Genomic DNA, 26,790 nt, shown 5'->3' on the forward strand with positions numbered 1-26,790 from the left:
ACCATGGCCACTCAGGAGACCCTCGTCCTCGTCAAGCCCGACGGCGTCGCCCGCAACCTCACCGGCGAGATCCTCCGCCGCATCGAGGCGAAGGGCTACTCCCTCGTCGACGTGAAGCTCGTCGAGGCCGACCGCGAGCTGCTCGCCGCCCACTACGCCGAGCACGAGGGCAAGCCCTTCTACGAGCCGCTCGTCGAGTTCATGGAGAGCGGCCCGATCGTCGCCCTGCGCATCGCGGGCGACCGCGTGATCGAGGGCTTCCGCGCCCTCGCCGGCACCACCGACCCGACCACGGCCGCTCCCGGCACCATCCGCGGCGACCTCGGCCGCGACTGGGGCCTCAAGGTCCAGCAGAACCTCGTGCACGGGTCCGACTCCGAGGAGTCGGCCGCGCGCGAGCTCGGCCTCTGGTTCGCCTGAGCCGCTCGGCCGCCTGCCTCTGACGACGTCCGTCAGAGGTAGGCGAGCACGTTCAGCCTCACCTGCGCGATCACCGCGATCAGCAGGTAGCAGAGCAGCGTGATGAACGGGACCCAGCCGTAGGCGGCACCACCGAAGCGGCGAACCCCGGCGCGGACGGGGAACACGCCCTCACGGAGGTTGCGGAGCGTCACCAGCCAGAAGCCCGGGATGACGACGGCCCAGGTGAGCATGCACCAGGGGCAGAGCGTTCCGAGCGCGAAGACGCTCGTCGCGATGAGCCAGCCCACGAACACCAGGGCCAGCAGGAAGCCGACGTTGAAGGCCGCCCAGAACCACCGGTCGAACCGGGCGCCCGCGAGCAGGCCCAGCCCCACCACGATCGGCGCGATCCAGGCCGCCAGGCCGATGAGGGGGTTCGGGAAGCCGAAGACCGCGCCCTGCGCCGAGTTCAGGTTCGCACTGCACTGCACGAGCAGGCTGAAGTCGCAGCCGAGGCCCGCATCGGGGTTCTCGAGAGCGGCGAACTTGTCGTTCGTGAGGGCGAAGGCGGCGGTCCAGCCGATCACGCCGAGGACGATCAGCAGGACGGCGAAGACGACGGGGCGCTGCTGGGTGGGGGCGTCGCGCACCCCGGGATCGCTGGACACCGGGGGATTATGGCACGCGCCGGATCGGCGCCTCTGGGAATGCGTGCGATAATCGGAGCCGTCGGTCCGGGGGACCCCGCATCGACGCGAAGAAGGTTTACCGGGCGAGCACCGGGCCACAGGAGATCGACAGCGTTCCGCGAATGGACGCGCCGGATCTCCGCTCCGCCGGGAGTCGACCGCAGGTCGCACCGCGGAGGAGCGCGTGTCGGATAGTCAGTTCCGAGAGTGCAGCTGCAACCGGAGTCCCGCGCCACGAGCGCGACGGGACCGGGGGAGCGGAAGGATTCGCGGCGGGCCGAGGCCCCTCGCACGAGAGAAGCATCCGGGAAGACGACGCGGCGGACGACCCGGCCGAGGAGTGCACCAGGAATGGTGGAAGACAACAGTACGAGCGGATCCGATCCGGACCGCGACGGGCCCCGCAGCGGGGCCAGGAAGATCAGCCGCCTCTTCGGTGGCCGCCGGGCGACCCGGCGGACCGAGTCGAGCGCGCCAGCGACAGGGGAGACGATCATCGACAGCAACGAGACCGACCAGACCGGAGCCGAGGGCATCGAGCTGCCCGAGACCGGGAGCGCCGCGGAGGCGGCCGAGCCGTCGACGTCGACGGGCGCGGTGTTCTTCAACGCCCTCCCGCAGACCCCGGGCGCCGAGCAGGAGGAGCCGCGACGGCCCGCACTGCCGAGCCCGTCGCTGCTGTTCCAGGCGCCGGTCCTGCCCGACTACGTCGAGCTGGCTCCGCTGCCTCCCCGCGGCGCGCCGCTGGGCGTCCAGGAGGAGCGCGAGAGCCCGGCCGAGGAGCAGGGCTCCGTCCGCCGCCGCTCGCGCCGCCGCAGCGGCGAGAGCGAGAGGTCCGGCTCCGACGACCCCGAGAACACCGTCGTCCGGGTCCGCCAGCCGCGCGAGCAGCGCGAGGCCCGGGAGCCCGAGCTCATCACCGAGCCGCAGCGCATCAAGGGCTCGACCCGCCTCGAGGCCAAGAAGCAGCGCCGCCGCGACGGCCGCGACGCCGGCCGGCGCCGCACGGTCGTCACCGAGTCCGAGTTCCTCGCCCGCCGGGAGGCAGTCGACCGCGTCATGGTCGTCCGCTCGAAGGAGGACAGCATCCGCATCGGCGTGCTCGAGGACGGCGTCCTCGCCGAGCACTACGTCGCCCGCTCGCAGGAGGCGTCGCTCATCGGCAACGTCTACCTCGGCCGCGTGCAGAACGTCCTCCCGAGCATGGAGGCCGCCTTCGTCGACATCGGACGCGGGCGCAACGCCGTGCTCTACTCCGGCGAGGTCGACTGGGACGCCGCGAACAACGCCGGCGGCCCCCGCCGGATCGAGCTCGCGCTCAAGCCCGGCGACCGGGTCCTCGTCCAGGTCACGAAGGACCCCGTCGGCCACAAGGGCGCCCGTCTCACGAGCCAGATCTCGCTCCCCGGCCGCTACCTCGTCTACGTGCCCAACGGCTCGATGAACGGCATCTCGCGGAAGCTCCCGGACACCGAGCGCGCCCGCCTGAAGAAGATCCTCAAGGAGGTGCTGCCCGAGAACGTGGGCGTCATCGTCCGGACCGCGGCCGAGGGCGCCACGGAGGAGCAGCTGACCGTCGACGTCGAGCGCCTGACCGCGCAGTGGACGGCTCTCAGCGCGAAGGCCGCGACCGGGCAGGCTCCCGCTCTCCTGCACAGCGAGCCGGACCTGCTGATCAAGATCGTCCGCGACGTCTTCAACGAGGACTTCGAGAAGATGGTCATCGCCGGCGACGACGCCCGCGAGACCATCGAGCTCTACCTCAGCCAGGTCGCACCCGATCTGCTCGAGCGCGTCGAGGTCTACACGGGTGAGAAGGACGCGTTCGACGAGTTCCGCATCACGGAGCAGATCGAGAAGGCGCTGGAGCGCAAGGTGTGGCTGCCCAGCGGCGGCTCGCTCGTGATCGACCGCACCGAGGCGATGACGGTGGTCGACGTCAACACCGGCAAGTTCGTCGGCTCGGGCGGGAACCTCGAGGAGACGGTCACGAAGAACAACCTGGAGGCGGCCGAGGAGATCGTCCGCCAGCTGCGCCTGCGCGACATCGGCGGCATCATCGTCGTCGACTTCATCGACATGGTGCTCGAGTCCAACCGCGACCTCGTGCTCCGCCGCCTGGTCGAGTGCCTGAGCCGCGACCGGACGAAGCACCAGGTCGCCGAGGTCACCTCGCTCGGCCTCGTGCAGATGACCCGCAAGAAGCTGGGCCTGGGCCTGCTCGAGACCTTCAGCGAGAACTGCGAGATCTGCGCCGGACGCGGCGTCATCGTCCACCACGACCCCGTGCTCAAGCACCGGTCGACCGCCGCTCCGCAGCAGGAGCAGCGCCGCCGGGGCAAGGGCGGCGAGCAGCAGCCCGCCGCCTCCGGGCGCTCGAACGGCGGGCAGAACGGGCAGGGCGCGCCGGCGACCAAGCCGATCAGCACCCACGCCATCACGGACGACGCGAAGAACGCGCTCGCGCAGATCGCCGCCAGCACCATCCACCCCCAGGCCGTGCGCCAGGCAGCGGAGGAGGCGGCCGCGCTGGTCGAGGACGCCGCCGAGACCGTCGAGGCCATGGCGCCGGAGGAGTCCGCCACGGCACCCGAGGAGCAGCCGTCCGAGCCGAGTCGTCGCGGCGAGCGTCCCGCCCGGGGCGAGCGCCGTCGTCGCAGCCGCGACCGCGAGCCGCGCCAGGAGGCCGCCGAGACGGCGGCCGTCGAGTCGGCTCCCGTCGAGACCCCGGTCGAGAAGGAGATCGAGCCGGCCGCTGCCGCGCCGATCCTCGACATCCCGATCGCGCCGGTCACGCCTCCGCGCCGCGTCCGCAGCGAGGTCGCCGAGCACCTGCTCGACTCCGTGCTCGACGCTCTGCCGGCCCCGAAGCAGCCCGGCCAGGGCCGTGCGAAGAGCCGGCGCGTCACGACGGCCGCGCTCACCGGAGTCGCGGTCATCCCCGAGCAGACCCCGCGCCGCGCCGACCAGTAGCGCGACCCGGTGTCAGGAGGGCCCGGTGCCCGGCGAGAGCCGGCGCCGGGCCCTCTCGGCGTCCCGGTCGCGCCCGCGGACGCGGAGCCCGCTCCGCCTCAGCCGCTCGACCAGCTCCCGCGCGCCGACGGGGACCGCGCCCGCGGCGACGAGCTCGTCGATCCGCTCCTCGGGCACGTCGTAGTGGTCCAGGTCGAAGCCGCGCTCGGGCACGCCGAGACGGCGCGCGAAGTCGTGGAGCTCCTCGAGCGAGACGTCGCTCACGAGGTGCGCCCACAGCCGGCCGTGCGCCGGCCAGCGCGCGGCGTCGACGAGGATGGCCATTCCCCGATCGTAGGCGGCGCGCCGTCCGTCCACGCGCCTCCTCCTCGACTATCGTGACGGGGTCGCCGGTCGGGTGGACACGGCTTCGCAGTCGTGTGCGTTTGACCGTGGAGCGCGGATCCCGTACTCTTGACCGTTGGTGTGGCGCGATCCATGTGCTCACGCAGATTTCCGTTGTCGCTCCGCCCCTCACGGGGCGCGGGCCGCGGTGCCGGTTCCCTCGTGTCGTGAGGAGACGGGTACGAACCGGAAGACCGGGGCTCAGCCCCGTCCCTACAAGCCCCGGACGAGGCCTCCGCTCCGTCCAGACGAGAAACAGGTACGAGAAGTGGTTTACGCAGTTGTGCGCGCCGGCGGTCGGCAGGAGAAGGTCGAGGTCGGCACCATCGTGACGATGGACCGCGTCAAGGCCGACGAGAACGGCACCGTGCAGCTTCCTGCCGTGCTGCTCGTCGACGGTGAGTCGATCACCTCGGACGCGGCGACCCTCGCGGGCGTCACGGTCACCGCCGAGGTGCTCGAGGACCTCCGTGGTCCGAAGATCATCATCCAGAAGTTCAAGAACAAGACCGGTTACAAGAAGCGCCAGGGGCACCGTCAGGACCTCACGCGCGTCAAGGTCACTGGCATCAAGTAGTCCTGCAAAGGAATTGAGCTGACCTGCGGAGCGAGCCATCGCCCTGCAGGGCAACAGCACGGGGCTGCGGCCCCCCGGTCTCGAGGAGATGAGAAATGGCACACAAGAAGGGCGCGAGCTCCACTCGCAACGGTCGCGACTCGAACGCGCAGCGTCTCGGCGTCAAGCGCTTCGGCGGCCAGGTCGTGAACGCGGGCGAGATCATCGTCCGCCAGCGCGGCACGCACTTCCACCCCGGCGCGAACGTCGGACGCGGTGGCGACGACACCCTGTTCGCCCTCTCGGCGGGCGCTGTCGAGTTCGGCAGCAAGGGCGGCCGCAAGGTCGTCAACATCGTGGCGGCCGCCCAGTAGGGTCGACCTCCTCGGCCGCACAGGCACAGGACGCAAGGGGCGGGCTTCGGCTCGCCCCTTGCGCGTTTACCGGGGCACAGCCCCCCGGCGCCGGCATCCCGGCGCCGCACGCACTCACGGACGGATTCACACCATGGTCACCTTCGTCGACAACGTCACGCTGCATCTGCGTGCCGGCCACGGCGGCAACGGCTGCGTCTCCGTCCGTCGCGAGAAGTTCAAGCCGCTCGCCGGCCCCGACGGCGGCAACGGCGGGCACGGGGGCGACATCGTCCTCGTCGCCGACCCGCAGACGACGACGCTGCTCGCCTACCACCGCCACCCGCACCGCAGCTCCGAGAACGGCGGTCCCGGCATGGGCGACCACCGCGCGGGCGGGAACGGCGAGCTCATGGAGCTCCCCGTCCCGGTCGGCACGGTCGTCAAGTCGCCGGACGGCGACCAGCTGATCGACATGGACGAGCCCGGCCTCCGGTTCGTCATCGCTCCGGGCGGGCAGGGCGGGCTCGGCAACGCCTCTCTCGCCACCACGAAGCGCAAGGCGCCCGGCTTCGCGCTGCTCGGCACGCCGGGCTGGGAGGGCGACGTCGTCCTCGAGCTGAAGACCGTCGCGGACGTCGCGCTCGTCGGATTCCCCTCGGCGGGCAAGTCGAGCCTCGTCGCGGCGATCTCGGCGGCCAAGCCGAAGATCGCGGACTACCCGTTCACGACCCTCGCGCCCAACCTCGGCGTCGTGCAGGCGGGGGAGTCGCGGTTCACCGTCGCCGACGTGCCCGGTCTCATCGAGGGCGCGAGCGAGGGCAAGGGCCTGGGCCTGGAGTTCCTCCGCCACGTCGAGCGCTGCACCGCGCTCGTCCACGTGCTCGACTGCGCCACGCTCGAGCCCGGCCGCGACCCGCTGACCGACCTCGACATCATCCTCGGGGAGCTGGCGGCATACCCCGTCGGCGTTGGACAGGTGCCGCTGATCGAGCGCCCGCAGCTGATCGCGCTCAACAAGGTCGACGTGCCCGAGGCCCAGGAGCTGGCCGACTTCGTCCGGGCCGACCTCGAGGGCCGCGGCTACCGCGTCTTCGAGATCTCGACGGTCAGCCACTCGGGACTCCGCCAGCTGACGTTCGCCCTCGCCGAGATCGTCGAGAAGCACCGCCTCGAGCTGGCCGCTGTGCCGCGGGTGGAGCGCATCACCATCCGCCCCCGCGCCGTGGACGAGAAGGACTTCGAGATCCGCGTCGAGGGCGGCTCGTACGGCAACGTCTACCGGGTCCTGGGCACCAAGCCCGTGCGATGGGTGGCGCAGACCGACTTCACGAACGACGAGGCCGTCGGCTTCCTCGCCGACCGCCTGGCCAAGCTCGGAGTCGAGAACGGCCTCTTCTCGGCCGGAGCGGTCGCCGGCTCCACCGTCGTCATCGGCCCCGGCGACGGCGTCGTCTTCGACTGGGAGCCGACCCTCACCTCGACGGCCGAGCTCATCACCGCGCCCCGCGGAACGGACCTCCGCCTCGAGGACAACCGGCGCAAGACCCGCAACGAGCGTCGCGAGGACTACTTCGAGCGGATGGACGCCAAGGCCGAGGCCCGCGCGGAGCTCGAGCGCGAGCGCCAGGGCGGCGTCTGGCGCGTCGCCGACGAGGGCGACGGCACGGAGGCCGGCGAGGAGAGCTGACTCCCGCCGCCGGGGTCGTCTGCCTCTACACTGGCCGGATGCCGCAGACGACCCCCGACAGCAGTGCGCTGACCGAGCGGTTCGCCGCCTCCCGCGTCGCGTCGCGCTCCCTCCGCAGTGCGACCACCGACCTCAAGAACCGGGCTCTGCTCGCCATCGCCGACGCGGTGCGCTCGAGCGCCGAGCGCGTCGTCCCGGCGAACGAGCTCGACCTCCAGCGGGGCCGCGAGAGCGGGATGAGCGCGGGCCTGCAGGACCGCCTCCGCCTCGATGCGGCGCGCCTGGGGTCCCTCGCCGACGCCGTCGTCGCGGTCGTCGGGCTCACCGATCCGGTCGGGCAGACGGTGCGGGGATCGAACCTGCCCAACGGCGCCTCCCTCACCCAGGTGCGGGTCCCGTTCGGCGTGGTCGGAGCGATCTACGAGGCGCGCCCGAACGTCACCATCGACATCGCGGCGCTCGCCCTCAAGAGCGGGAACGCCGTGATCCTGCGCGGAGGCTCGGCCGCGGAGAACACGAACCGCGTCCTGGTGGAGCTGCTGCAGGAGGCCGTCGCCTCCGTCGGCCTGCCCGTCGAGCTGGTGCAGACGGTCGACGACCACGGCCGCGAGGGCGCGAAGGCCCTCATGCGAGCGCGCGGCTACGTCGACGTCCTGGTGCCGCGGGGGAGCGCGGGCCTCATCGAGTCGGTCGTGACCGAGTCAACCGTCCCTGTGATCGAGACGGGCGCCGGAGTCGTCCACGTCTTCCTCGACGCCAGTGCCGACGAGCAGTGGGCCGTGGACATCGTCCACAACGCCAAGGTGCAGCGTCCGAGCACCTGCAACGCCCTCGAGACCCTCCTCGTCCACCGCGACGCCGCCGAGCGCCTCCTCCCGCCCGTCCTCGGCCGGCTCGCGGAAGCGGGAGTGACCGTGCACGGCGACGAGCGCGTCGCGGCGCTCTGGCCTGACGCGGTGCCCGCCACCGATGAGGACTGGTCCGCGGAGTACTACTCGCTCGACGTCGCCGTCGCGATCGTCGACGACCTCGACGCCGCGATGGCCCACATCGACCGGTACTCAACCCACCACACCGAGTCGATCGTGACGAACGACCTCCGGAGCGCCGAGCGCTTCCTCGCCGAGGTCGACTCCGCGGTCGTGATGGTCAACGCCTCCACCCGCTTCACCGACGGCGGGGAGTTCGGGTTCGGCGCCGAGGTCGGCATCTCGACGCAGAAGCTGCACGCTCGGGGCCCCATGGGTCTTCCCGAGCTGACCAGCACGAAGTGGCTGCTGCGCGGCGCGGGACAGGTCCGCGCCTAGCGCCCGGACCGGCGATCCGGCGTCGAGCGGCGTCCGGGTAGACTCGTCGGAGCCCCGCCGGGGCGACCACGACCTCCAAGGAGCACTGCATGTCCCTCGCGACGACCGTCCTCGCCGAAGCAGCGGCCCACACGGAGCTGCCGTTCCCCCCGATCGTCTTCGGCCTGATCGCCGCCGTCGCCTTCACGGCCCTCGGCTTCGTCACCTGGAGCTACCGGGACGTGGCGAACCGCCACTCGCACAAGACCGGCGCCGGCTCCCACGACCAGCACGGTCACGGACACTAGGCGGGGAGCCCAGCGATCGTGACGTCCGCCGCGAGCGGAGGCCCGCGGCGTCCGCGCATCGGCGTGATGGGCGGCACCTTCGACCCGATCCACCACGGTCACCTGGTCGCCGCCTCCGAGGTGGCCCAGTCGTTCGACCTGGACGAGGTCGTCTTCGTGCCCACCGGCCAGCCGTGGCACAAGAAGACGGTGACCTCCGCCGAGCACCGGTACCTGATGACGGTGATCGCGACGGCGTCGAACCCGCGCTTCACCGTCAGCCGCGTCGACGTTGACCGCATCGGCACGACCTACACGATCGACACCCTGCGCGACATCCACGCCGCGCACCCCGACGCCGAGCTGTTCTTCATCACCGGCGCGGACGCGGTCGCTCAGATCCTGAGCTGGAAGGACTACGACGAGCTGTGGGAGCTGGCCCACTTCGTCGCCGTCAGCCGGCCGGGGCACGTCCTCAACGTTTCGGGATTGCCGGCCCAGGACGTATCCTTGTTGGAGATTCCGGCACTGGCGATCTCCTCGACCGACTGTCGGAGCCGCGTCAACCGGGGTCATCCGGTCTGGTACCTGGTTCCCGACGGTGTCGTCCAGTACATCTCGAAGCACCACCTGTATCGGAGCACGTCATGACAGTTCAGCCCGAGGAGAAGCCGCTCACCCGGCGCGAGATCCGCGAGCGCGAGAGGCGCGAGGCCGGTGCGGCCACGACCGCCGCCGTTCCGACGACGTCCCGCCGAGCTGCCACCGCGACCGCCACCACCGCCGGCGACATGCCGGTGCTGACCCCCACCCAGGCCCTGCGGATCACCCCCGTCGAGCCGAGCCCCGCGAGCGAGCCCGACCTGCGCACCTCCTCGATGGAGATCGTCGCCACCGAGAACGCCACGGGCCGCCAGCTGACCCGTCGGGAGCTGCGCGCACTGCTGGCGCAGCAGCAGGCGGAGAAGGTCGCCGCCGCACCGGAGGCGGAGCCGCCCGCCGACGAGGAGCGGTCCGACGACGAGCGCTCCGACGACGTCGAGCGCGCCTCGGCGCTCCCGCCGACCGGGGCGGTCCCCGTGATCGAGGCGGCCGACGAGTCCCGTGATGCGGAGCCGGTGCCCGAGGGTGCAGCGGAGCAGGAGCCGGAGGGCGACGAGGACGTCGTCACCGAGGACGCCCCCGAGGCGTCCGAGGAGGAGGCGGACGAGTCCGCCTCCGATGCGACCGCGGACGCCGACGAGGCCGACGCGGCCGAGGTGCACGAGGCCGAGATCGAGAGCTCCTCCTCCGCCGACGAGACGCCGTCCGCGGACGCCTCCGACGAGCGGGACGCGGACGACGAGCAGCCGACGGCCGGCGAGCAGCCCGAGCAGCCGCACCTGAACACCGCGCTCTTCGCGTCGGTGGGCGGATCCCTCGACATCGCCGACGAGAAGGCCACCGAGATCACCGGGAGCTTCGAGCCGCCGATCGAGCACCTCGCCATCACCGAGGAGCTCGACAGCAAGTCGAAGGAGGAGGTGGACGCCTCGTTCGACTCCCTCATCGCGAGCGGAGTCGCCGCCACCGGTGCCGTCACCACCACCAACGCGCTGATCCTGCCGACCACGGGCCCCGGCGCGACAGTCGGCACGGACACGGGGGAGATCCTCGTCACCGGCTCGTTCGACCTCCCGCGCAGCCTCGGCTCCACGGGCCAGCACCCGAACCTCTACGACTCGCCCGATGTGGACCGCTACGTCGACCGCATCGACCGCGAGCAGCCCGTCGGCGAGTCCGAGCCGGTCCGGGCGTCCAGCGCCGTCTCCACCCACGCCGCCGGCACCTCGATGATCGCGCCGCAGAAGCGCGCCGGCGTGAGCGTCCCGGTGGTCCTCGCGATCACCGCGGCCGTCCTGCTGGTCGGCGCGATCGCGCTGTTCATCGGCGGCTTCGTGCTCAACATCTTCTGATCTCCACCACCGACACTGAAGGCTTCATGACTGCGACCGATTCCGCCCGCGCCCTGCTCCAGCTCGCGGCCACCGCCGCCGACTCCAAGGGCGGTGAGGACCTCGTCGCCCTCGACGTCTCGGGGCCGCTGCCGCTGGTCGACATCTTCCTCCTCGCCACCGGCCGCTCCGAGCGCAACGTGGTCGCGATCGCGAACGAGGTGGAGGACCGCCTGAACGACTCCGGCGCCAAGCTGCTGCGCCGCGAGGGCCGTGCGGAGGGCCGCTGGATCCTCCTCGACTTCGGCGACCTCGTCGTGCACGTCTTCCACGAGGAGGACCGCATGTACTACTCGCTCGAGCGCCTCTGGAAGGACTGCCCGACGGTGCCGTTCACCCTCGAGCAGCCCGTCGCCGTCGAGTCGTCGACGTCCTCGAACTGACGAACACGCCCGGCGACAGCGCTCGATTTCACTTCACGCGAATCGTGTTGTAGTTTATTCGAGTTGCTTCCGCCGGGCGGATACAGCGCAGGACAGCACGAAGCAAGACAGAACAGAACACGGGTCCGTGGCGCAGCTGGTAGCGCACCTGCATGGCATGCAGGGGGTCAGGGGTTCGAATCCCCTCGGATCCACCGAACAGGTCCGCACTCCTCCGGGAGTGCGGACCTTCGTCGTTCACGGCGCTACAGGGTCTGGCGCCGTCCTGTCCGGCTCAGGCCGGTCATGACCGTACCCGCCCGGCCGCCGGGTCCCCCTGCTGGTCACGCACGCGTCGGCCCGACCGGCTCCACATGGCCGCCGCATCCGGCGAGGAATCCGGAGAGCTCGCCCCAGGCGTCCTCCCCGATCGTGGTGTTCGGGCGCCGTGCGAGATCGGCCAGAGCGTCCGTCAGCTCGTCGACTCCCGTCAGGATCCTCGTCCGTGCCGCTCCCGTGCCCTGCCATCCGGGCGCGTACGTCCTGACGTCGGGGTGGCTGTAGAGCACGGCCGTCTCGAACCACGGCGTGGGCAGACCGTTCAGGGCCAGGTGCTCCTTGAGCCTCGCGGCCTGGATCCGGACCTGCCGGGCGGGGACGTGCTGCTCGACATGCGTGCGCACCGTCCACCGCGACACCGTCCCCGGTGCGATCTGAACCGCGAAGGCCTCGGGCAGTGCATCCTCGTCGAGGAGGACGCCGTAGGAGGGGTGGACGGTACCGGGTCGCACGCCGTCGAAGACGACCCCCTGCCAGTACTTGGCCTCGATGATGAGCGCGCCGTGCCGGGTGAGCAGCAGATGGTCGATCTGCGCGAGGAAGCGGCGCGTCGTGCGCGCCTCGACCGGTACGAAGACGACGTTCGTGGCGAGGACGCCGGACAGCCCCGCCGAGGCGCACGCCTCCCGGATCAGGGTGTGCGAGACGGCCTCGCTGCTCCAGGTCCTGGCGAGCGCGTCACGGGTCTGCTCGGCCTCCTCCTGCGCCGTCTCGAGCTCGGTACGACTGAGGTCGCGCTCGGCGTCGCGCGCGCGCGTCAGTGCCTTCAGCGCCGCCTCGTGGCTCCGGTCGCGCCCGGCGATCGTGCGCTGGTGCTCCTCCGAAGCCTCCTTCGCGGTCTGCTCCGCCGCCGCTTCCGCCGCAGTGCGCCGTCGGCGGCCGACGACGACCGTGATGAGGAGGGCCAGGAGCAGGGCGGCCGCGACGGCCCAGGGCAGGTACTCGTTCATGGTCCCCAGGCAAGCACGGACCACCGACCGTGCGCCGCGACGGCTCCCGATCGCGCCGCTCGGCAGACTGGCCGCAGTGCGCTCGCTCGTGCCCTGTCCGGACGTCTTCGTCGGCGTCCGCCTGCGCGCGCGGGCGGAGACCCCGACCCTGCGCCGGCCGATCGCGCGGGCGGAGCCCTACCGCCGCCTGCCGGACGCGATGCGCGACCAGCACGAGGTCCGGCCGACCGGCGTCGAGGGCACGCTGCTGGGCTTCGTCGGCCCGCAGCCGTTCCAGGGGATCAGCGTCGCCGGCCTGCACACGCACGTCGTCGACACCACCGGCGGGATCGGCGGCCACGTGCTCGCCGCCTCCGGAGTCGCGGGCCTGATCGAGATCGAGCGGTACAGCGGCATCACCGTCCGCGTGCCGGAGTCGGACGACCACCTGCGAGCCGACCTCGACGCGGCGGCCGACGCAGACGCCGCGATCCGCGCCGTGGACACCGACCACCCGCCCTGAGCGGCCCTACCCTGGACGCATGCCCTCACTGCGCGACGTCCACGCCGTCATCGACCGTCTCTGGCCCGAGGCGGCCGCCGAGAGCTGGGACGCGCCCGGCCTGGTCACCGGCGACCCCGACGCCGCGGTGGAGCGGATCCTGCTCACGGTCGACGTGGTCTCCGACACCGTCGCGGAGGCCGTCGACGGCGGTTACCAGCTCCTGGTCGCGCACCACCCGCTGCTGCTGCGCGGCGTCACCTCGATCGCCGAGGACGGCTACAAGGGCCGCCTGCTCGCGGACCTCATCCGGGGCGGCTGCGCACTGATCTCGGCCCACACGAACGCCGACATCGTCGCGGACGGCGTCTCGGACGTGATCGCGACCCGCCTCGGCCTGACCGGCACGACGCCGCTCGTCCCGGGCGCCGACCCGTCGATCGGGCTCGGCCGAGTGGGCGACCTGCCCGAGGAGGTGACGCTCGGACGCCTGGCCGGAGCCGTGGCCGAGCTCCTGCCGGCCACCGCAGGGGGAGTGCGGGCCGCGGGCGCCTACGAGACACCCGTGCGCCGCGTGTCGCTCTGCGGGGGAGCGGGGGACTCGCTCCTGGACGCCCCCGCCGTCCGCACGAGCGACGTCTTCATCACCGCCGACCTCCGGCACCACCCGGCGTCCGAGGCGCGCGAGAAGGCCCTGCACGGCACCGGCCCCGCCCTCATCGACGTCTCGCACTGGGCGAGCGAGTGGCTGTGGCTCGACGTCGCCGCGACCGCGCTGCGGGAGGCCCTGCCCACGGTCACCGTCGAGGTGAGCGAGACCCGCACCGACCCGTGGGATTTCGCGATCGTGCACTGACCCGCCGCGGGCGCGGGAGAATGGACGCGGCGCGCCCGTACTGCGCGCCGGGAACGAGGACCGCCACGTGAAAGCCAGCCCCGCACACCAGCGCGAACTCCTGACTCTGGCGAGTCTGGACACGAGGGGCGCGCAGCTGCGCCACGCCCTCGCGACGCTCCCGCAGATCGCGCGGATCCAGGCGATGCAGGCCCGCGACAACGAGACCCGCCGCTCCCTCGCCGAGCGCACAGGGCGCCTCGAGGACGTGCGCACCGAGCTCGGGCGCATCGAGTCCGACGTCGGCGTGGTTGAGAAGCGGCTCACCCGCGATCGCGACCGCCTGCAGACCGCATCCGCGGCCAAGGACATCGCCGCGCTCGAGAGCGAGATCACCTCCCTCGTGAAGCGACGGGGAGACCTCGAGGACATCGAGCTGACCCTGATGGAGCGGATCGAGGGCATCGAGTCCGAGGTCGCCGCCGCTCAGGCCGAGCGCGACGAGGTCGTCGCCTCGCTCGGGACCCTCGCCGAGGAGCGCGACGCGCAGGCCGAGAAGCTCCGCGGCAAGCAGGAGGCGCTCGCCCGGGACCGGGCGGACCTGGTGACGACCCTTCCGGAGGACCTGGTCGAGCTGTACGAGAAGCAGCGCGCCCGCTACGGAGTCGGCGCGGCCCTCCTCCGCGGGAAGGTGTCGGAGGGGAGCGGCGTGGCCCTCACCGAGTCGGACCTCTCCTGGATCCGCGCCTCCGCTCCCGACGAGGTCGTCCTCTGCCCCGACAGCGGCTGCATCCTGGTGCGCGGCGAGGAGTCCACCCTCGCCTGAGCCGTACACTGGACGGGCGAACGGGCCGGCAAGACGGTCGCGTCACCGCGGCGAGAGCCGTGGTGCCGAGGAACGTCCGGGCTCCGCAGAGCAGGGCGGTGGGCAACACCCACCCGGGGCGACCCGCGAGACAGTGCCACAGAGAACAGACCGCCGTCGGCTCCGGCCGGCGGTAAGGGTGAAACGGTGGTGTAAGAGACCACCAGGGGCCGGAGTGATCCGGTCCGCTCGGTAAACCTCGCCCGGAGCAAGGTCAGACAGAGGACGATGCGGCTGCTCGTCGGGTCCTCGGGTAGACCGCTGGAGGGTCACGGCGACGTGGCTCCGAGAGAGATGGCCGTCCAGCGCCCGCCGAGAGGCGCGGCGTGAACAGAACCCGGCGTATCAGCCGACCCCTTCGCCACGAGATGCCCCGCCCCTGCGGGGCATCTCGCGTCTCCGCCGGTTGCTTCGCGCTCCCGCCCGCAGTCAGCGCGACGGCCTGCGGTGGCGGTTCCCGGGTCTCGATACACCCTTGCGCGGCTACTCGTTGAGACTGGCGCATGCCATCTCTCGCGCTGCCTCCTGCGGACGAAGCGGTGCATCACGACGTCCGGAAGGCGACGGTCCCGGAGGACGGTCCTGAGGCGCCGCTGCGGATCGACCGCCGAGGACCAGGTGCCCCCGCCCCGTCGTGGCTCACCGCAACGACTGGACCCCGAAGGTCTGATCACGTCCGTCCGCCATGGCGCCACGCACCAGGCGAACCGGCGAAGCGCGTGCCAGCGTTTCGCCGTAGCCGTCCGCACCCCGCTCCCCGGAACGCGTCACCTCCCGAGGCCGACCGCGCCTCGGCGGGCGGGGACCGCCGAGGAAAAAGACTCAGCCCCGCCCTGCGAGCGCGGCCGCGCCGAGGATGCCGGCGTTGTTGCGGAGCGCCGCCGGGATGATCGGGGTACGCAGGTCGAGCAGCGGGAGGAACTCGTCGTGGTGCTTGGAGATGCCGCCGCCGACGATGAAGAGATCGGGCCAGAGCAGCGCCTCGAGGTGGGAGTAGTAGCGCTGCAGCCGCTTCGCCCAGTGCTTGTAGTCGAGGTCGTCGCGCTCCTTGGCGGCGAACGAGGCCTTCTTCTCGTAGTCGCCGCCGTGGATCTCGAGGTGGCCGAGCTCAGCGTTGGGGATGAGGATCCCGTCGTGGATCTGCGCCGTCCCGATGCCGGTGCCGAGGGTGGTCATGATGACCAGGCCCTCCTTGTCCTTCGCCGCTCCGAAGCGCGATTCGGCGTAGCCCGCCGCATCGGCGTCGTTGACGAAGAAGATGTTCCGGCCGATCGCGTCCTCGAACAGCTTCTCGGCCTCGAGGCCGATCCACTCGTCCGACACGTTCGCCGCCGACATCGTCCGTCCGTGGACGACGACGGCGGGGAAGCAGATGCCGACCGGGGTGTCCGAGGGCAGGTCCGGGATCTTCTCGAGGATCTGCTGGACGGTGGCGACGATGTCCTTCGGCGTGCCGCCCGGGGGAGTGGCGAGCTTCATCCGGTCGCTGAGCAGAGTGCCCGCGGCCAGGTCCACCGAGGCCCCCTTGATGCCCGTTCCCCCGATGTCGATCCCGATGGCGGTCGCCGCAGCAGTCATAGCGGCCATGCTAGCGAAGGGCGGGGGTGCGGACCGACGCGGGCTGCGGCGTAGGATCGCGGCATGGCTGACGGCGACGCGAACTCCTGGTGGTACAACCTCAAGGCCGGCACGGTGGAGCAGGGATTCGTGTCCCCCTCCGTCGACCGGGTGGGACCCTTCTCCTCTCGCGAGGAGGCGGAGCACGCCGTCGAGCGGCTGCACGAGAACAGCCGCAAGTGGGCCGAGGAGGACGCCGCCGAGGACCGCTGACCGCGGCTACTCGTAGCTGTGCTCGGCGCCGGGGTAGGCGCCGGACTCCACGTCGTCCCGGTACGCGGTGACCGCTCCGGTGAGCACGCCGCGCAGATCCGCGTACTGCTTCACGAAGCGGGGGATGCGGCCGGTGGTGAATCCGGCGAAATCCGTCCACACGAGCAGCTGTCCGTCGACGTGCGGTCCCGCTCCGACTCCGATCGTCGGGATGCGCAGCTCCTCCGTCACCTGACGTGCCGCGTCCGCGGGCACCATCTCGAGGACGACGGCGAACGCCCCGGCCTCCTGGACGGCTCGCGCGTCGGCGAGCAGCTGCTCGATGCCCTCGCCGCGCCCCTGGACCATGTGGCCGCCGAGCCCGTGCTCGCTCTGCGGCGTGAAGCCGATGTGCGCCATCACGGGGATGCCCGCCTCGACGATGCGCCGGATCTGCTCGGCGGAGCGGACCCCGCCCTCGAGCTTCACCGCGTGCGCGTGCGTCTCCTTCATGAAGCGGAACGCCGTGTGCAGCGCGTCGTCGGCACCCGACTCGTAGGAGCCGAAGGGCATGTCGGCGACGACGAAGGCGCGCTCGACGGCTCCGGCGACGGCACGCGCCAGCGGGATGAGCTCGTCGACGGTGACGGGCAGAGTGGTGTCGTAGCCGAGCACCGTGTTGCCGGCGGAGTCGCCCACGAGGAGGAAGTCGATCCCGGCGTCGTCGAAGATCTTCGCCGTGAGCTGGTCGTAGCTGGTCAGCCCGGTGATGCGGACACCGGAGTCCTTCGCGTTCTGGAAGTGGCGGGTTCGAACGCGTTTCACGGGCTGCGCTGACATGGGCGCCAGTCTACGGCGCGCCTCGGGCGCCCCGCGGGCCCCGGTCGGAGGCAGTAGCCTGAGGGTCGAAACAGGAGGGGTCTGGATGGACAAGCAACGGGACTTCGTTCTTCGCACCATTGAAGAGCGAGGGATCAAATTCGTTCGCCTCTGGTTCACAGACGTCGTCGGCACGCTGAAGTCGGTCGCGATCGCGCCGGCCGAGGTGGAGGGCGCGTTCGCGGAGGGGCTCGGCTTCGACGGCTCCGCCATCGAGGGCCTCACCCGCTCCTTCGAGGCCGACGTCCTCGCGCATCCGGACCCGTCGACCTTCCAGATCCTCCCGTGGCGCGGAGAGATCGACCCGACGGCGCGGATGTTCTGCGACATCACGACGCCCGACGGCCAGCCCGCCGTCGCCGACCCGCGCAACGTGCTCAAGCGCACGCTGGCGAAGGCGGCCGAGCGCGGGTTCACCTTCTACACGCACCCCGAGATCGAGTTCTACCTCCTCAAGTCGTCGTCCTTCGGCGCCGAGGGTCCGGAGCCGGTCGACTCCGCCGGGTACTTCGACAACGTCCCCGGAGGCACGGCGCACGACTTCCGCCGCCGCTCCGTGCGCATGCTGGAGGATCTGGGCATCTCGGTCGAGTTCAGCCACCACGAGGCGGGCCCCGGCCAGAACGAGATCGACCTCCGCTACGCGGACGCGCTCACCACGGCCGACAACATCATGACCTTCCGCACCGTGATCAAGGAGGTGGCGATCGAGCAGGGCGTCTATGCGACCTTCATGCCGAAGCCGCTCTCCGGGCACCCCGGCTCGGGCATGCACACCCACCTCTCGCTCTTCGAGGGCGACGTGAACGTGTTCTACGAGCAGGGCGCCCAGTACCAGCTCTCGAAGCTCGGCCGTCAGTTCATCGCGGGCCTGCTCAAGCACGCCCCCGAGATCACCGCCGTGACGAACCAGTTCGTCAACTCCTACAAGCGGCTCTGGGGCGGCGACGAGGCGCCCAGCTACGTCTCGTGGGGCCACAACAACCGGTCCGCCCTCGTGCGCGTTCCGCTCTACAAGCCCAACAAGGGGCAGTCGTCGCGCATCGAGTACCGGGCGCTGGACTCCGCGGCGAACCCCTACCTGGCGTACTCGCTGCTCCTAGCGGCCGGGCTCAAGGGCATCGAGGAGGGCTACGAGCTCCCGGCCGAGGCCGAGGACAACGTGTGGGCCCTCTCGGACGCGGAGCGCCGGGCGCTCGGCTACGGCGCTCTGCCCGCCAGCCTCGACCGCGCCATCTCGCTGATGGAGGAGTCCGAGCTCGTGGCCGAGACGCTGGGCGAGCAGGTGTTCAACTTCGTGCTGCTCAACAAGCGGAAGGACTGGGCCGAGTACCGCGCCCAGGTCACGCCGTACGAGCTGCGCAGCAATCTCGAGATGCTCTGACGCCTCGGCCATGCCCCGCGAACGCTCCCTCCGCGATGTCGCACGCCTCGGCTTCGCCGCGCTCGGCGAGACCGGGGCACGGCTGGCCGAGGCGGAGGAGCTGGCCGGGCGGCAGCTCGAGTCGGTGCTGCCCTCCTTCGCCCGGGTGGCGGACCCGGACGAGGCGCTGCTCGCTCTGATCGACCTGCTGCGACGGCACCGCGACAGCATGGACGCGGTCCTCGCCGACGACGAGGCCCTGACCCGGCTGCTTCTGGTGGTGGGGGCCTCCTCCGGCCTCGCCGACTTCCTCCAGCGCCGGCCCGACGAGCTGGCCAGCGTGCTCGAGCCGGTGCGCACGCTCCCCGGGCGCGCCGAGATGAAGGCCGAGTTGCTCGAGTCGGTCGGCGCCGTCGACGGCTTCTCGTCGCTCCGGGAGGAGGCGGGCTGGACGGCGTTGCGCGTGCGGTACCGCCGCCTCCTCACCAGGATCGTCGTCCACGACCTGAGCCAGGCCGACCCCGTCGCGGCGATCGACCGGGTGACGAGGGCGCTGGCCGACCTCGCCGGAGCCGCGCTGGAGGCGTCCCTCGCCGTGGCGCGGACCGAGCTGGTCGAGGGCGCGGGCCCGGGTCGCTTCGGCCGCGACGAGGTCGCCGCCACCCGCTTCGCCGTCATCGGCATGGGCAAGGCGGGAGCGTCCGAGCTCAACTACGTCAGCGACGTCGACGTGATCTTCGTCGCCGAGGGCGACCCGGAGAAGGAGCTGACGAACGCCCGTGCGATCGACGTCGCCACCCGGCTCGCCGTGCTCCTCATGCGCGGGACCTCTGCGCTGGCGATGGAGCCGGAGCTCTGGGAGGTCGACCCGAACCTGCGCCCGGAGGGCAAGCAGGGCGCGCTCGTGCGCACCCTCGAGTCGCACATCACCTACTACGACCGGTGGGCGAAGAGCTGGGAGTTCCAGGCGCTGCTCAAGGCGCGCCCGCTCGCCGGCGACCAGGAGCTGGGGCGGGCGTACGTCGACGCGGTCGCGCCCAAGGTCTGGTCGAGCGCCTCCCGCAAGAACTTCGTCGAGTCGGTGCAGCGGATGCGGGAGCGGGTCACCGAGAACATCCCGCAGAACGACGTCCACTACCAGATCAAGCTCGGGCCCGGCGGCCTGCGCGACATCGAGTTCACGGTGCAGCTGCTCCAGCTCGTCCACGGGCAGACCGACGACGAGATCCGCATGCCCGGGACCCTCCTCGCCCTGGGCGCCCTCGCCGACCGCGGGTACATCGGCCGCTCCGCCGCGGAGGAGTTCGCGCAGGACTACCGAGCACTCCGGCTGCTCGAGCACCGCCTCCAGCTGCGGCGCCTGCGACGCACGCACCTGATGCCGCGGGACGAGCACGAGCTGCGGACCCTCGCCCGCTCCAGCGGGCTCGCCCGCACGGCGGAGGAGCTGCTGAGCGTCTGGAACGGGATCAAGCACCGCGTCCGGGGCCTGCACGAGCGCCTGTTCTACCGTCCGCTGCTCTCCGCGGTCGCCGCGCTCTCCGACGGCGGCGCCGAGCTGTCCACCGGCCAGGCGGAGGCGCGCCTCGCCGCCATCGGCTTCGCGGATGCCCGCGGGGCGCTCGGCCACATCGCCGCGATGACCTCGGGCGTCTCGCGTCGCGCGAGCATCCAGCGCCACCTCGTGCCGGTGATGCTGCAGTGGTTCGCCGACGGACCGGACCCCGACTACGGCCTGCTCGCGTTCCGGCGCCTCAGCGACGCACTGGGCGGGACGCCCTGGTTCCTCCGGATGCTGCGCGACTCGTCCGGAGCCGCCAAGCGGCTCACCACGGTGCTCTCCGGATCGCGCTTCGTCGGCGAGCTGCTCGACCGCATCCCGGAGTCGGCGGCCTGGCTCGAGGACGACGACGCCCTCCGCCCCCGTAGCGCCGCCCAGCTCGCCGAGGAGGTGCGCGCCGTGCTCGCCCGGCACGAGACGCCCGACGCGGTCGCCTCAGTCCTCCGCTCGATGCGCCGGCGCGAGGTGCTGCGGACCGCCATGGGGGGCGTGCTCGGTCTCAGCTCGATCGAGGAGATCGCGACCAGCCTCACCGACATCATCAGCGCACTGCTGGGCGGCGTGCTCGCCGCCATCCGGCGCGGCAGTGCGACCCGGCCCGGCGCCGACGCGGAGTTCGCGATCATCGGCATGGGCCGGTACGGGGGAGCGGAGCTGGGCTTCGGCTCCGACGCCGACGTGATGTACGTCCAGCGACCCGGCACCGCCGAGCCGCACCAGGCCCAGCTCTACTCGCAGTTCGTCGTCGCCGAGCTGGTCCGGCTCACGGAGGACTCCCGCCTGCCGCTCGACCTCGACGCCGACCTGCGGCCCGAGGGCAAGAACGGGCCCCTCGTGCGCTCCCTCGACTCCTACCGCGCCTACTACGCCCGCTGGTCGCTGACCTGGGAGGCGCAGGCGCTGCTCCGGGCGCGGGGAGTGGCGGGGGACCAGGCGCTCATCGAGGACTTCGAGGAGCTGGCTGACGGGGTCCGCTACCCGGGAGCGGTCTCCGACCGCGACATCCGCGAGGTGAAGCGGATCAAGGCACGGGTCGAGAGCGAGCGTCTGCCGCAGGGCGCCGACCCCCGCCGTCACCTCAAGCTCGGCCGTGGATCGCTGAGCGACGTCGAGTGGCTGGTGCAGCTCCTCCAGCTGCAGCACGCGCGGCGGACCCCGGCGCTGCGGACCACCTCGACCCTCACCGCCCTCGCGGTCGCGGAGGAGGAGGGCATGGTCGGCCCGCAGGACGCGGAGCGGCTGCGTGCCGCGTGGATCCTCGCGTCCCGTGTCCGCTCGGGCACCACGCTCTGGGGCAACCGCACCAGCGACGTCCTCCCGACCGACCGCCGGCAGCTCGAGGGCGTCGCGCGCCTGCTGGAGTACCCGGCCGGGTCCGCGACGGCGCTCGAGGACGACTACCTCGGCGTGACCCGCCGCTCACGCGCGGTCTTCGAGCGCCTGTTCTACGGGCCGGCCGCGGGAGACGCTCCCTCCTACCGCTGACACCCGCGCGCCGGGGACGGCGAAGGGCCGCCCCTCCGAGGAGGAACGGCCCTTCGGCAGTGCTGCGGGATCAGACCCCGTAGTACAGCTCGAACTCGAACGGGTGAGGACGCTGCGCGAGGGGCTTGATCTCCTTCTCGCGCTTGTACTCGATCCAGGTGTCGATGAGCTCCTGAGTGAACACGCCGCCCTGGAGGAGGAAGTCGTGGTCGGCCTCGAGGGCGTCGAGCGCCTCGCCCAGGGTCGCGGGGACCTGCGGGATGAGCTTCGCCTCCTCGGGGGGCAGCTCGTAGAGGTCCTTGTCGACCGGCTCGTGCGGCTCGATGCGGTTCTTGATGCCGTCGAGGCCCGCCATCAGCTGGGCGGCGAACGCGAGGTACGGGTTGCCGGAGGCGTCGGGCGCACGGAACTCGATGCGCTTGGCCTTCGGGTTCGTGCCGGTGATCGGGATGCGGATGGACGCGGAGCGGTTGCCGGCCGAGTAGACCAGGTTGACCGGCGCCTCGAAGCCCGGGATCAGGCGGTGGTACGAGTTGACCGTCGGGTTCGTGAACGCGAGGACGGCGGGAGCGTGCTTGAGCAGGCCGCCGATGTACCAGCGCGCGAGGTCCGAGAGACCGCCGTAGCCGTTCTCGTCGTAGAAGAGCGGCGTGCCGTCGTTCCACAGCGACTGGTGGGTGTGCATGCCCGAGCCGTTGTCGCCGAAGAGCGGCTTCGGCATGAACGTGGCGGTCTTGCCCCACTGCTCGGCCGTGTTCTTGACGATGTACTTGAACTTCAGGATGTCGTCCGCCGCGTGGACCATCGTGTCGAAGCGGTAGTTGATCTCGGCCTGGCCGCCGGTGCCCACCTCGTGGTGCGAGCGCTCGAGGATGAGGCCGGCGTCGATCAGCTTGAGGCAGATGTCGTCGCGGAGGTCGGCCTGCTTGTCGACGGGGCTCACCGGGAAGTAGCCGCCCTTGTAGGGCGTCTTGTTGCCGAGGTTGCCGCCCTCCTCGACGCGTCCCGAGTTCCAGGCGCCCTCGACCGAGTCGACGGAGTGGAACGCGGAGTTCTGCGTGATCTCGTAGCGGACGTCGTCGAAGATGTAGAACTCCGCCTCGGGGGCGAAGAACGCGGTGTCGGCGATGCCGGTCGACGCGAGGTACTTCTCGGCCTTCTTCGCGACCTGGCGCGGGTCCTTGGAGTAGATCTCGCCGTTGCGCGGGTTGTAGATGTCGAAGACGAGAATCAGCGTGCGCTCGACGCGGAACGGGTCCACGTAGGCGGTGGTCACGTCAGGGATCAGCTGCATGTCCGATTCGTGGATGTTCGCGAATCCGCGGATCGAGGACCCGTCGAAGAGCTGACCGACGGAGAAGAACTCCTCATCGACAGTCGAGGCGGGGATGTTGAAGTGCTGCTGGACACCGGGGAGATCGGTGAACCGGATGTCGAGGAACTTGACGTCCGTGTCCTTGATGAACGAGAGCACCTCGGAAGAATCTTTAAACATGCAAAGGTCTCCAATGGCGTAACGGGGAGCTGCAGAGCGCAGCCGTTCCAGGGTAGTGACGGGGGGTTTCCCCACCGTGTCCCTGTTGTTTCCGACATGTTACGGGGCCCGTCCGGGGTCGGGCTCCACGTCGTCTGCCGGACCACTCGCTCCTCGGTCCGCTCCGAGACGCCGCGGATAGGATCGGAGGATGCCAGCCGCCGACCGCAGGACCTTCGCCGACGCCGCCCCGAGCTCGTACCCGGGGGAGCGTCTCGGCCTCCCACGAGAGGGCCGCCTCTCGGTCGGACGGTCCGGTCGCCGCATCGCCGCCCTGGCCGTCGACTTCGCCGTCGCCGCTCTGCTGTCGCTCGCGTTCTTCGACTACGACCGCTGGGCGAGCCTGCTGCTGTTCGTCCTGCTGCAGGTCGTCTTCATCCCCACCATCGGCGGCAGCATCGGGCACCGCCTGCTCGGGATGCGCGTCATCCGTCTCGGCGGGGGCTGGGTCGGCGTGTGGCGCCCGATCGTGCGCTCTGTGCTGCTGGCCGTGCTGGTGCCGGCGCTCGTCTGGGACTCGGACCAGCGCGGCTTCCACGACAAGGTGGCCGGGACGGTTCTCGTCCGCTACTGACTCGCGCAGCAGACGAAGCAGGCCGGCCGGGAGAGATCCCGACCGGCCTGTCGCGTCGTGCGTCAGCGCGATCGCTGAGGGCGCACCTTGAAGGGGTCGACGCCCTTCGGGATGGGCAGCGACGTGTTGAGCGAGGAGAGCCGGTTCTTCACCGCGAGGACTTCGGCCTTGGTGAGGACCTTCTTCGTCTTCGAGAGGCGGCTCGGCACCTTGTGCAGCGGAGTCGCATCGGCGTCGGAGCCGACGTGCACGAAGGTGACGGGGACGTTCGGCAGGATCCGCGACACCTTGCGCCGCTCGTCCTCGAGCATGCGCTTGGTCCGGGAGGCGGGGCCCTCCGCGATCAGCACGACGCCTCCGCGGCCGACGGCGCGGTAGACGGCGTCCTGGGTCTTGCCATTGACGGCGACGGGCATCTCGCCGCCGGTCCAGGTGCCGCGCAGTCCGCTGCGCAGGACGGCGCCGACCGCGCCGGGCTGCCCGGCGATCTGCCCGTAGGCGGCGCGCTCGGCGCGGCGCGAGAGCACGGCGAGTCCGGCGACCAGGCCGGCCATCACGCCCACGATGATCCACAGCGCGATCACGAAGCCGTTGCCGTTGCCGAGCAGGATGCCGAGGAGCACGCCGAGCAGGATCGGGAGCAGGAGCGCGAGGAGGATGATCCAGACGGCGCTGCTGTCGTAGCGGCGGGTCATCTGGAACACCTGCCACATCTGCTTGAGACGTCCGGGTTCCTTGACCGCCTTCGTCGACGGTTCCGTGCTGCGTGCCATGACGTCAAGGATACCGAGCGGGAGCGCGGCGGCGGACCCCGGACGCGGATCCGACTCCTCCACAGAGGGCACGTGCGCCGATCCCTCCACCGATCGGGATCGGCGGGCGTCCTCCGCCTCGGCCTGCGGTCAGGCTCGCCTCATGACGAGCAGCGGGACGGTCCAGGGCCGGAGGATCGGCGGAGCGCGGACGGGGAGGCGGCGGACGCCTGCGCCGGACGCCGCACCGCCGGCCGAGCGGACGATGCGGCCGCGGGAGGCCGAGTCGCTGCGGGCGTCGCCGGTGGCTCGGCTCGCCGAGCACCGCCACCGCGAGCGCATCGTCCGGGTGGAGTCCTCTCCGAGGAGGTGCATCGTCTCGACCGCCCCTCCCGTCGTCGCCACGCTCGAGAGGTTCCTGCGGGTCGAGCGGGGGATCGGACTCGGCGCCGCGGTCACCCTCCTCGCCCCCGTGGTAGGCGCGGTCCGGTCGGCCTCGCTCGAGGGAGCATGGCTGGCTCCGACGACGGACGACATCGGCCTGACGGAGGAGGGTCGGCCGCTGCTGCTGCTGACGACGCCCGCCGTCGACACCCCGCGTGCGGCGCGCGACGCGCTGCAGCGGGTCCTGGAGCGCCTCGGGATGCTCTGCCCGGAGCTGCCGGTCGCCGCCCTCGCGCGGCACCGCGACCTGCTGGCGCTGGAGGGCAACCTCTACGGACTCGCTGATCCGCAGGGGATAGGCGAGGCGGTGCGGGCGCTGCCGACGTCCGGCGCGGATGCACGGGGTCGGGAGGCGGTGCCTGCTCCGGCTGCCCGGCACCGGCGGGTCCATCCGCTCGACGGCTGGCAGGACCGCCTCCGGGCGTTCGTCGTCCGGCGTCGGGGACCGCTCTCCGTCGGGACGGCGATCGTGCTGGGAGCGGTGCTCGCCGGTTCGCTCGCGGGCGGGCCCGGTCGGCAGGTGCAGGATGCGGAGGCGTCGACCGCAGCCGCGCCCGTTCCGGCTCGGTCGGCTCCGCCTGCTGTGGCGACCGCGGCGCCGCCGGCTCCGGTCGCGGCGGCCTCGCTCGACGCCGAGCAGGCGGCGGAGGTGCTGATCGACGCGGTGCGCGCGTGCGGGGACCGGGAGTGCGCCCGCGGGCTGGTCACGGCGGACTCGCCGCTCGGCGACGCAGCGGACGGCCCCGCCTCCGCTGTCCCGGAGACGGGGGAGGCGTCGGCCGTCCTCGTCGACGTGAACGGGGCATCGGCGGTCGTGCACCTCCGGACGGCCCCGGGGACGACAGCGGCCTCCGTCCTGATCATCAGGACGGAGGCCGGCTGGCTCATCCGCGACGTCTACACCGGAGCGGCCTCGTGAGAGGCGCGCTCAGGGGGAGCGTGTCAGATGCCGAGGTCGTTCTCGAACGAGCCCTCCTCGAGGCGCTCCTTGATCGCGACCAGGAAGCGCGCCGCGTCGGCTCCGTCGACCGTGCGGTGGTCGTACGAGAGCGCGAGGAAGACGGTCGAGCGGATCGCGATGGCGTCAGCACCGTCCACCTGCACGACGGCCGGCTTCTTGGTGACGATGCCGGTGCCGAGGATCGCGGTCTGCGGCAGGAACACGACGGGAGTGTCGAACAGGGCCCCGCGCGAACCGGTGTTGGTCAGCGTGAAGGTGCCGCCGGCGAGCTCGTCGGGCTTCAGCTTGTTGTTGCGGGTGCGCTCGGCCAGGTCTCCGATGGTGGAGGCGATCTGCGCGAGGTTCAGCTCGGACGCGTTCTTGAGGACAGGGGTCAGCAGGCCGCGCTCGGTGTCGACGGCGATGCTGATGTTCTCGTGGTCCGGGTAGACGATCGACTCGCCGTCGAGGGTCGAGTTGATCACCGGGTAGGCCTTGAGCGCCTCGGCCGCCGCGAGGGCGAAGAACGGGAGGAAGGACAGCTTGGCGCCGGTCTTCTCCTGGAAGCTCTTCTTGACCGAGTCGCGGAAGCGAGCGACCGCCGTGACGTCGACCTCGATGACCGAGGTGAGCTGGGCGCTCGTCTGCATCGACTCGACGGCGCGCTGCGCGAGGACCTTGCGCAGGCGCGACATCGGCTGCGTGGTGCCACGGAGGGGCGAGGTCTCGAGCGGGGTGCGCGCGGCCTTGGCGGCTGCGGCGGAGGGCGCCGAGACCGGGGCGGCCGGAGCCGACTTGGCGGCCTCGACAGCGTCGAGGACGTCCTGCTTGCGGATGCGGCCGCCGACTCCGGTTCCCGTGAGGGTGGAGAGGTCGATGCCGTTCTCGCCGGCGAGCTTGCGCACGAGCGGGGTGACGTAGCCGGGGTTGGAGTCGGTGGGCTCCGGGGAGGCGGCGGGCGCGGCGGCAGCGGGGGCCGACGCGGCGGCGGCCCCCGCTGCCG

The 26,790-nt window shown here is 71.6% G+C and carries 26 protein-coding genes, 1 tRNA gene and 1 other RNA gene; 20 read left to right on the forward strand and 8 right to left on the reverse strand.

What is annotated here, in order from left to right:
- Positions 1 to 3 precede the first annotated feature (3 nt).
- Positions 4 to 420, forward strand: a complete 417-nt coding sequence (gene ndk, locus C5C69_RS04450) for a nucleoside-diphosphate kinase (RefSeq protein WP_104223686.1) — start codon at positions 4 to 6, stop codon at positions 418 to 420.
- A 32-nt stretch (positions 421 to 452) separates the two neighbouring features.
- Here the strand turns inward: ndk and C5C69_RS04455 are convergent, their stop codons facing one another.
- A complete protein-coding gene (locus tag C5C69_RS04455) occupies positions 453 to 1,070 on the reverse strand; it encodes a vitamin K epoxide reductase family protein (protein WP_258065183.1) in 618 nt (205 codons plus the stop codon).
- A gap of 372 nt (positions 1,071 to 1,442) precedes the next feature.
- Here C5C69_RS04455 and C5C69_RS04460 point away from each other — a divergent pair, with 372 nt between their 5' ends.
- A complete protein-coding gene (locus C5C69_RS04460) occupies positions 1,443 to 4,064 on the forward strand; it encodes an Rne/Rng family ribonuclease (protein ID WP_104257390.1) in 2,622 nt (873 codons plus the stop codon).
- A 12-nt stretch (positions 4,065 to 4,076) separates the two neighbouring features.
- On the opposite strand, the gene C5C69_RS04465 is transcribed toward C5C69_RS04460, so the two are convergent.
- Positions 4,077 to 4,388 (reverse strand): DUF4031 domain-containing protein, encoded by a 312-nt coding sequence (locus C5C69_RS04465; RefSeq protein ID WP_104226718.1) that lies wholly within the window; start codon positions 4,386 to 4,388, stop codon positions 4,077 to 4,079.
- 328 nt (positions 4,389 to 4,716) lie between these two features.
- Between C5C69_RS04465 and rplU the strand changes: the two genes are divergently transcribed.
- The 9 genes from rplU (at position 4,717) to C5C69_RS04510 (ending at position 11,191) form a co-directional block, all read left to right on the forward strand.
- Complete coding sequence (gene rplU / locus C5C69_RS04470) at positions 4,717 to 5,025, forward strand: 50S ribosomal protein L21 (RefSeq protein ID WP_104223682.1); 309 nt, start codon at positions 4,717 to 4,719, stop codon at positions 5,023 to 5,025.
- Positions 5,026 to 5,120: 95 nt separating this feature from the next.
- Positions 5,121 to 5,378: a 50S ribosomal protein L27 gene (gene rpmA / locus C5C69_RS04475; protein ID WP_068209107.1), complete on the forward strand. Its 258-nt coding sequence runs from the start codon at positions 5,121 to 5,123 to the stop codon at positions 5,376 to 5,378.
- Between the two features lie 133 nt (positions 5,379 to 5,511).
- Positions 5,512 to 7,047, forward strand: a complete 1,536-nt coding sequence (gene obgE, locus C5C69_RS04480) for a GTPase ObgE (protein WP_104257391.1) — start codon at positions 5,512 to 5,514, stop codon at positions 7,045 to 7,047.
- Between the two features lie 38 nt (positions 7,048 to 7,085).
- Positions 7,086 to 8,354, forward strand: a complete 1,269-nt coding sequence (locus C5C69_RS04485; RefSeq protein WP_104257392.1) for a glutamate-5-semialdehyde dehydrogenase — start codon at positions 7,086 to 7,088, stop codon at positions 8,352 to 8,354.
- A gap of 89 nt (positions 8,355 to 8,443) precedes the next feature.
- The gene (locus C5C69_RS04490) at positions 8,444 to 8,641 is read left to right on the forward strand and encodes a hypothetical protein (protein WP_104223679.1); all 198 of its coding nucleotides are present in this window, start codon (positions 8,444 to 8,446) and stop codon (positions 8,639 to 8,641) included.
- Between the two features lie 18 nt (positions 8,642 to 8,659).
- On the forward strand, positions 8,660 to 9,271 hold the full coding sequence (gene nadD, locus C5C69_RS04495) for a nicotinate-nucleotide adenylyltransferase (RefSeq protein WP_104223678.1): 612 nt from the start codon (positions 8,660 to 8,662) through the stop codon (positions 9,269 to 9,271).
- A complete protein-coding gene (locus C5C69_RS04500) occupies positions 9,268 to 10,575 on the forward strand; it encodes a hypothetical protein (protein WP_104257393.1) in 1,308 nt (435 codons plus the stop codon). The genes nadD and C5C69_RS04500 overlap by 4 nt, the downstream gene beginning before the upstream one ends.
- Before the next feature lie 26 nt (positions 10,576 to 10,601).
- Positions 10,602 to 10,997, forward strand: a complete 396-nt coding sequence (rsfS, locus tag C5C69_RS04505; protein WP_104247265.1) for a ribosome silencing factor — start codon at positions 10,602 to 10,604, stop codon at positions 10,995 to 10,997.
- Between the two features lie 121 nt (positions 10,998 to 11,118).
- Positions 11,119 to 11,191, forward strand: a tRNA-Ala gene (locus tag C5C69_RS04510).
- A 129-nt stretch (positions 11,192 to 11,320) separates the two neighbouring features.
- Here the strand turns inward: C5C69_RS04510 and C5C69_RS04515 are convergent.
- Complete coding sequence (locus C5C69_RS04515; RefSeq protein ID WP_104257394.1) at positions 11,321 to 12,265, reverse strand: nuclease-related domain-containing protein; 945 nt, start codon at positions 12,263 to 12,265, stop codon at positions 11,321 to 11,323.
- Positions 12,266 to 12,341: 76 nt separating this feature from the next.
- Here C5C69_RS04515 and C5C69_RS16880 point away from each other — a divergent pair, with 76 nt between their 5' ends.
- The 4 genes from C5C69_RS16880 (at position 12,342) to rnpB (ending at position 14,807) form a co-directional block, all read left to right on the forward strand.
- Entirely contained in the window at positions 12,342 to 12,767 is a 426-nt protein-coding gene (locus C5C69_RS16880) for an acetolactate decarboxylase (protein ID WP_181127020.1), read from the forward strand.
- Positions 12,768 to 12,786: 19 nt separating this feature from the next.
- Positions 12,787 to 13,602 (forward strand): Nif3-like dinuclear metal center hexameric protein, encoded by an 816-nt coding sequence (locus C5C69_RS04525; RefSeq protein WP_104257395.1) that lies wholly within the window; start codon positions 12,787 to 12,789, stop codon positions 13,600 to 13,602.
- Positions 13,603 to 13,669: 67 nt separating this feature from the next.
- Positions 13,670 to 14,407, forward strand: a complete 738-nt coding sequence (locus C5C69_RS04530; protein WP_104257396.1) for a zinc ribbon domain-containing protein — start codon at positions 13,670 to 13,672, stop codon at positions 14,405 to 14,407.
- Between the two features lie 21 nt (positions 14,408 to 14,428).
- Positions 14,429 to 14,807, forward strand: an RNA gene (gene rnpB, locus C5C69_RS04535) — RNase P RNA component class A.
- 461 nt (positions 14,808 to 15,268) lie between these two features.
- Here the strand turns inward: rnpB and ppgK are convergent.
- Positions 15,269 to 16,024 (reverse strand): polyphosphate--glucose phosphotransferase, encoded by a 756-nt coding sequence (ppgK, locus tag C5C69_RS04540; RefSeq protein WP_104239180.1) that lies wholly within the window; start codon positions 16,022 to 16,024, stop codon positions 15,269 to 15,271.
- 63 nt (positions 16,025 to 16,087) lie between these two features.
- Between ppgK and C5C69_RS04545 the strand changes: the two genes are divergently transcribed.
- Positions 16,088 to 16,276 carry a hypothetical protein gene (locus C5C69_RS04545; protein WP_104257397.1) on the forward strand — a complete coding sequence of 63 codons (189 nt, stop codon included), beginning with the start codon at positions 16,088 to 16,090 and terminating at the stop codon, positions 16,274 to 16,276.
- Between the two features lie 6 nt (positions 16,277 to 16,282).
- Here the strand turns inward: C5C69_RS04545 and panB are convergent, their stop codons facing one another.
- A complete protein-coding gene (gene panB, locus C5C69_RS04550) occupies positions 16,283 to 17,095 on the reverse strand; it encodes a 3-methyl-2-oxobutanoate hydroxymethyltransferase (RefSeq protein ID WP_104226711.1) in 813 nt (270 codons plus the stop codon).
- A gap of 85 nt (positions 17,096 to 17,180) precedes the next feature.
- Between panB and C5C69_RS04555 the strand changes: the two genes are divergently transcribed.
- Positions 17,181 to 18,518: a glutamine synthetase family protein gene (locus tag C5C69_RS04555; RefSeq protein ID WP_068253236.1), complete on the forward strand. Its 1,338-nt coding sequence runs from the start codon at positions 17,181 to 17,183 to the stop codon at positions 18,516 to 18,518.
- A 10-nt stretch (positions 18,519 to 18,528) separates the two neighbouring features.
- Positions 18,529 to 21,543, forward strand: coding sequence for a bifunctional [glutamine synthetase] adenylyltransferase/[glutamine synthetase]-adenylyl-L-tyrosine phosphorylase (locus tag C5C69_RS04560; protein ID WP_104232553.1), 3,015 nt, complete (start codon positions 18,529 to 18,531; stop codon positions 21,541 to 21,543).
- Between the two features lie 70 nt (positions 21,544 to 21,613).
- Here the strand turns inward: C5C69_RS04560 and glnA are convergent, their stop codons facing one another.
- Positions 21,614 to 23,038 (reverse strand): type I glutamate--ammonia ligase, encoded by a 1,425-nt coding sequence (glnA, locus tag C5C69_RS04565; RefSeq protein ID WP_104223668.1) that lies wholly within the window; start codon positions 23,036 to 23,038, stop codon positions 21,614 to 21,616.
- A 190-nt stretch (positions 23,039 to 23,228) separates the two neighbouring features.
- On the opposite strand from glnA, the gene C5C69_RS04570 reads away from it, so the two are divergent.
- Positions 23,229 to 23,651 (forward strand): RDD family protein, encoded by a 423-nt coding sequence (locus C5C69_RS04570; RefSeq protein WP_104223667.1) that lies wholly within the window; start codon positions 23,229 to 23,231, stop codon positions 23,649 to 23,651.
- Between the two features lie 62 nt (positions 23,652 to 23,713).
- Here the strand turns inward: C5C69_RS04570 and C5C69_RS04575 are convergent, their stop codons facing one another.
- On the reverse strand, positions 23,714 to 24,424 hold the full coding sequence (locus tag C5C69_RS04575; RefSeq protein ID WP_104223728.1) for a DUF4191 domain-containing protein: 711 nt from the start codon (positions 24,422 to 24,424) through the stop codon (positions 23,714 to 23,716).
- A gap of 142 nt (positions 24,425 to 24,566) precedes the next feature.
- On the opposite strand from C5C69_RS04575, the gene C5C69_RS04585 reads away from it, so the two are divergent.
- Positions 24,567 to 25,766 (forward strand): hypothetical protein, encoded by a 1,200-nt coding sequence (locus C5C69_RS04585; RefSeq protein ID WP_146080868.1) that lies wholly within the window; start codon positions 24,567 to 24,569, stop codon positions 25,764 to 25,766.
- 23 nt (positions 25,767 to 25,789) lie between these two features.
- On the opposite strand, the gene sucB is transcribed toward C5C69_RS04585, so the two are convergent.
- A partial coding sequence (gene sucB / locus C5C69_RS04590; RefSeq protein ID WP_104257398.1) for a 2-oxoglutarate dehydrogenase, E2 component, dihydrolipoamide succinyltransferase occupies positions 25,790 to 26,790 on the reverse strand: 1,001 nt, incomplete at its 5' end.

It is taken from the genome of Rathayibacter sp. AY1C7 (assembly GCF_002931865.1).
GTDB lineage: Bacteria > Actinomycetota > Actinomycetes > Actinomycetales > Microbacteriaceae > Rathayibacter.

Bases quoted from the DNA above. Each gene is read 5' to 3' on its own strand.
- C5C69_RS04490 (WP_104223679.1), top strand. From the start codon at position 8,444: ATGTCCCTCGCGACGACCGTCCTCGCCGAAGCAGCGGCCCACACGGAG.
- glnA (WP_104223668.1), bottom strand. From the start codon at position 23,038: ATGTTTAAAGATTCTTCCGAGGTGCTCTCGTTCATCAAGGACACGGAC.
- C5C69_RS04460 (WP_104257390.1), top strand. From the start codon at position 1,443: ATGGTGGAAGACAACAGTACGAGCGGATCCGATCCGGACCGCGACGGG.
- C5C69_RS04585 (WP_146080868.1), top strand. From the start codon at position 24,567: ATGACGAGCAGCGGGACGGTCCAGGGCCGGAGGATCGGCGGAGCGCGG.
- rpmA (WP_068209107.1), top strand. From the start codon at position 5,121: ATGGCACACAAGAAGGGCGCGAGCTCCACTCGCAACGGTCGCGACTCG.
- rsfS (WP_104247265.1), top strand. From the start codon at position 10,602: ATGACTGCGACCGATTCCGCCCGCGCCCTGCTCCAGCTCGCGGCCACC.
- obgE (WP_104257391.1), top strand. From the start codon at position 5,512: ATGGTCACCTTCGTCGACAACGTCACGCTGCATCTGCGTGCCGGCCAC.
- C5C69_RS04545 (WP_104257397.1), top strand. From the start codon at position 16,088: ATGGCTGACGGCGACGCGAACTCCTGGTGGTACAACCTCAAGGCCGGC.
- C5C69_RS04515 (WP_104257394.1), bottom strand. From the start codon at position 12,265: ATGAACGAGTACCTGCCCTGGGCCGTCGCGGCCGCCCTGCTCCTGGCC.
- C5C69_RS04500 (WP_104257393.1), top strand. From the start codon at position 9,268: ATGACAGTTCAGCCCGAGGAGAAGCCGCTCACCCGGCGCGAGATCCGC.
- C5C69_RS04465 (WP_104226718.1), bottom strand. From the start codon at position 4,388: ATGGCCATCCTCGTCGACGCCGCGCGCTGGCCGGCGCACGGCCGGCTG.
- ppgK (WP_104239180.1), bottom strand. From the start codon at position 16,024: ATGACTGCTGCGGCGACCGCCATCGGGATCGACATCGGGGGAACGGGC.
- C5C69_RS04575 (WP_104223728.1), bottom strand. From the start codon at position 24,424: ATGGCACGCAGCACGGAACCGTCGACGAAGGCGGTCAAGGAACCCGGA.
- C5C69_RS04485 (WP_104257392.1), top strand. From the start codon at position 7,086: ATGCCGCAGACGACCCCCGACAGCAGTGCGCTGACCGAGCGGTTCGCC.
- C5C69_RS04570 (WP_104223667.1), top strand. From the start codon at position 23,229: ATGCCAGCCGCCGACCGCAGGACCTTCGCCGACGCCGCCCCGAGCTCG.
- ndk (WP_104223686.1), top strand. From the start codon at position 4: ATGGCCACTCAGGAGACCCTCGTCCTCGTCAAGCCCGACGGCGTCGCC.
- panB (WP_104226711.1), bottom strand. From the start codon at position 17,095: ATGTCAGCGCAGCCCGTGAAACGCGTTCGAACCCGCCACTTCCAGAAC.
- C5C69_RS04560 (WP_104232553.1), top strand. From the start codon at position 18,529: ATGCCCCGCGAACGCTCCCTCCGCGATGTCGCACGCCTCGGCTTCGCC.
- C5C69_RS04525 (WP_104257395.1), top strand. From the start codon at position 12,787: ATGCCCTCACTGCGCGACGTCCACGCCGTCATCGACCGTCTCTGGCCC.
- C5C69_RS04555 (WP_068253236.1), top strand. From the start codon at position 17,181: ATGGACAAGCAACGGGACTTCGTTCTTCGCACCATTGAAGAGCGAGGG.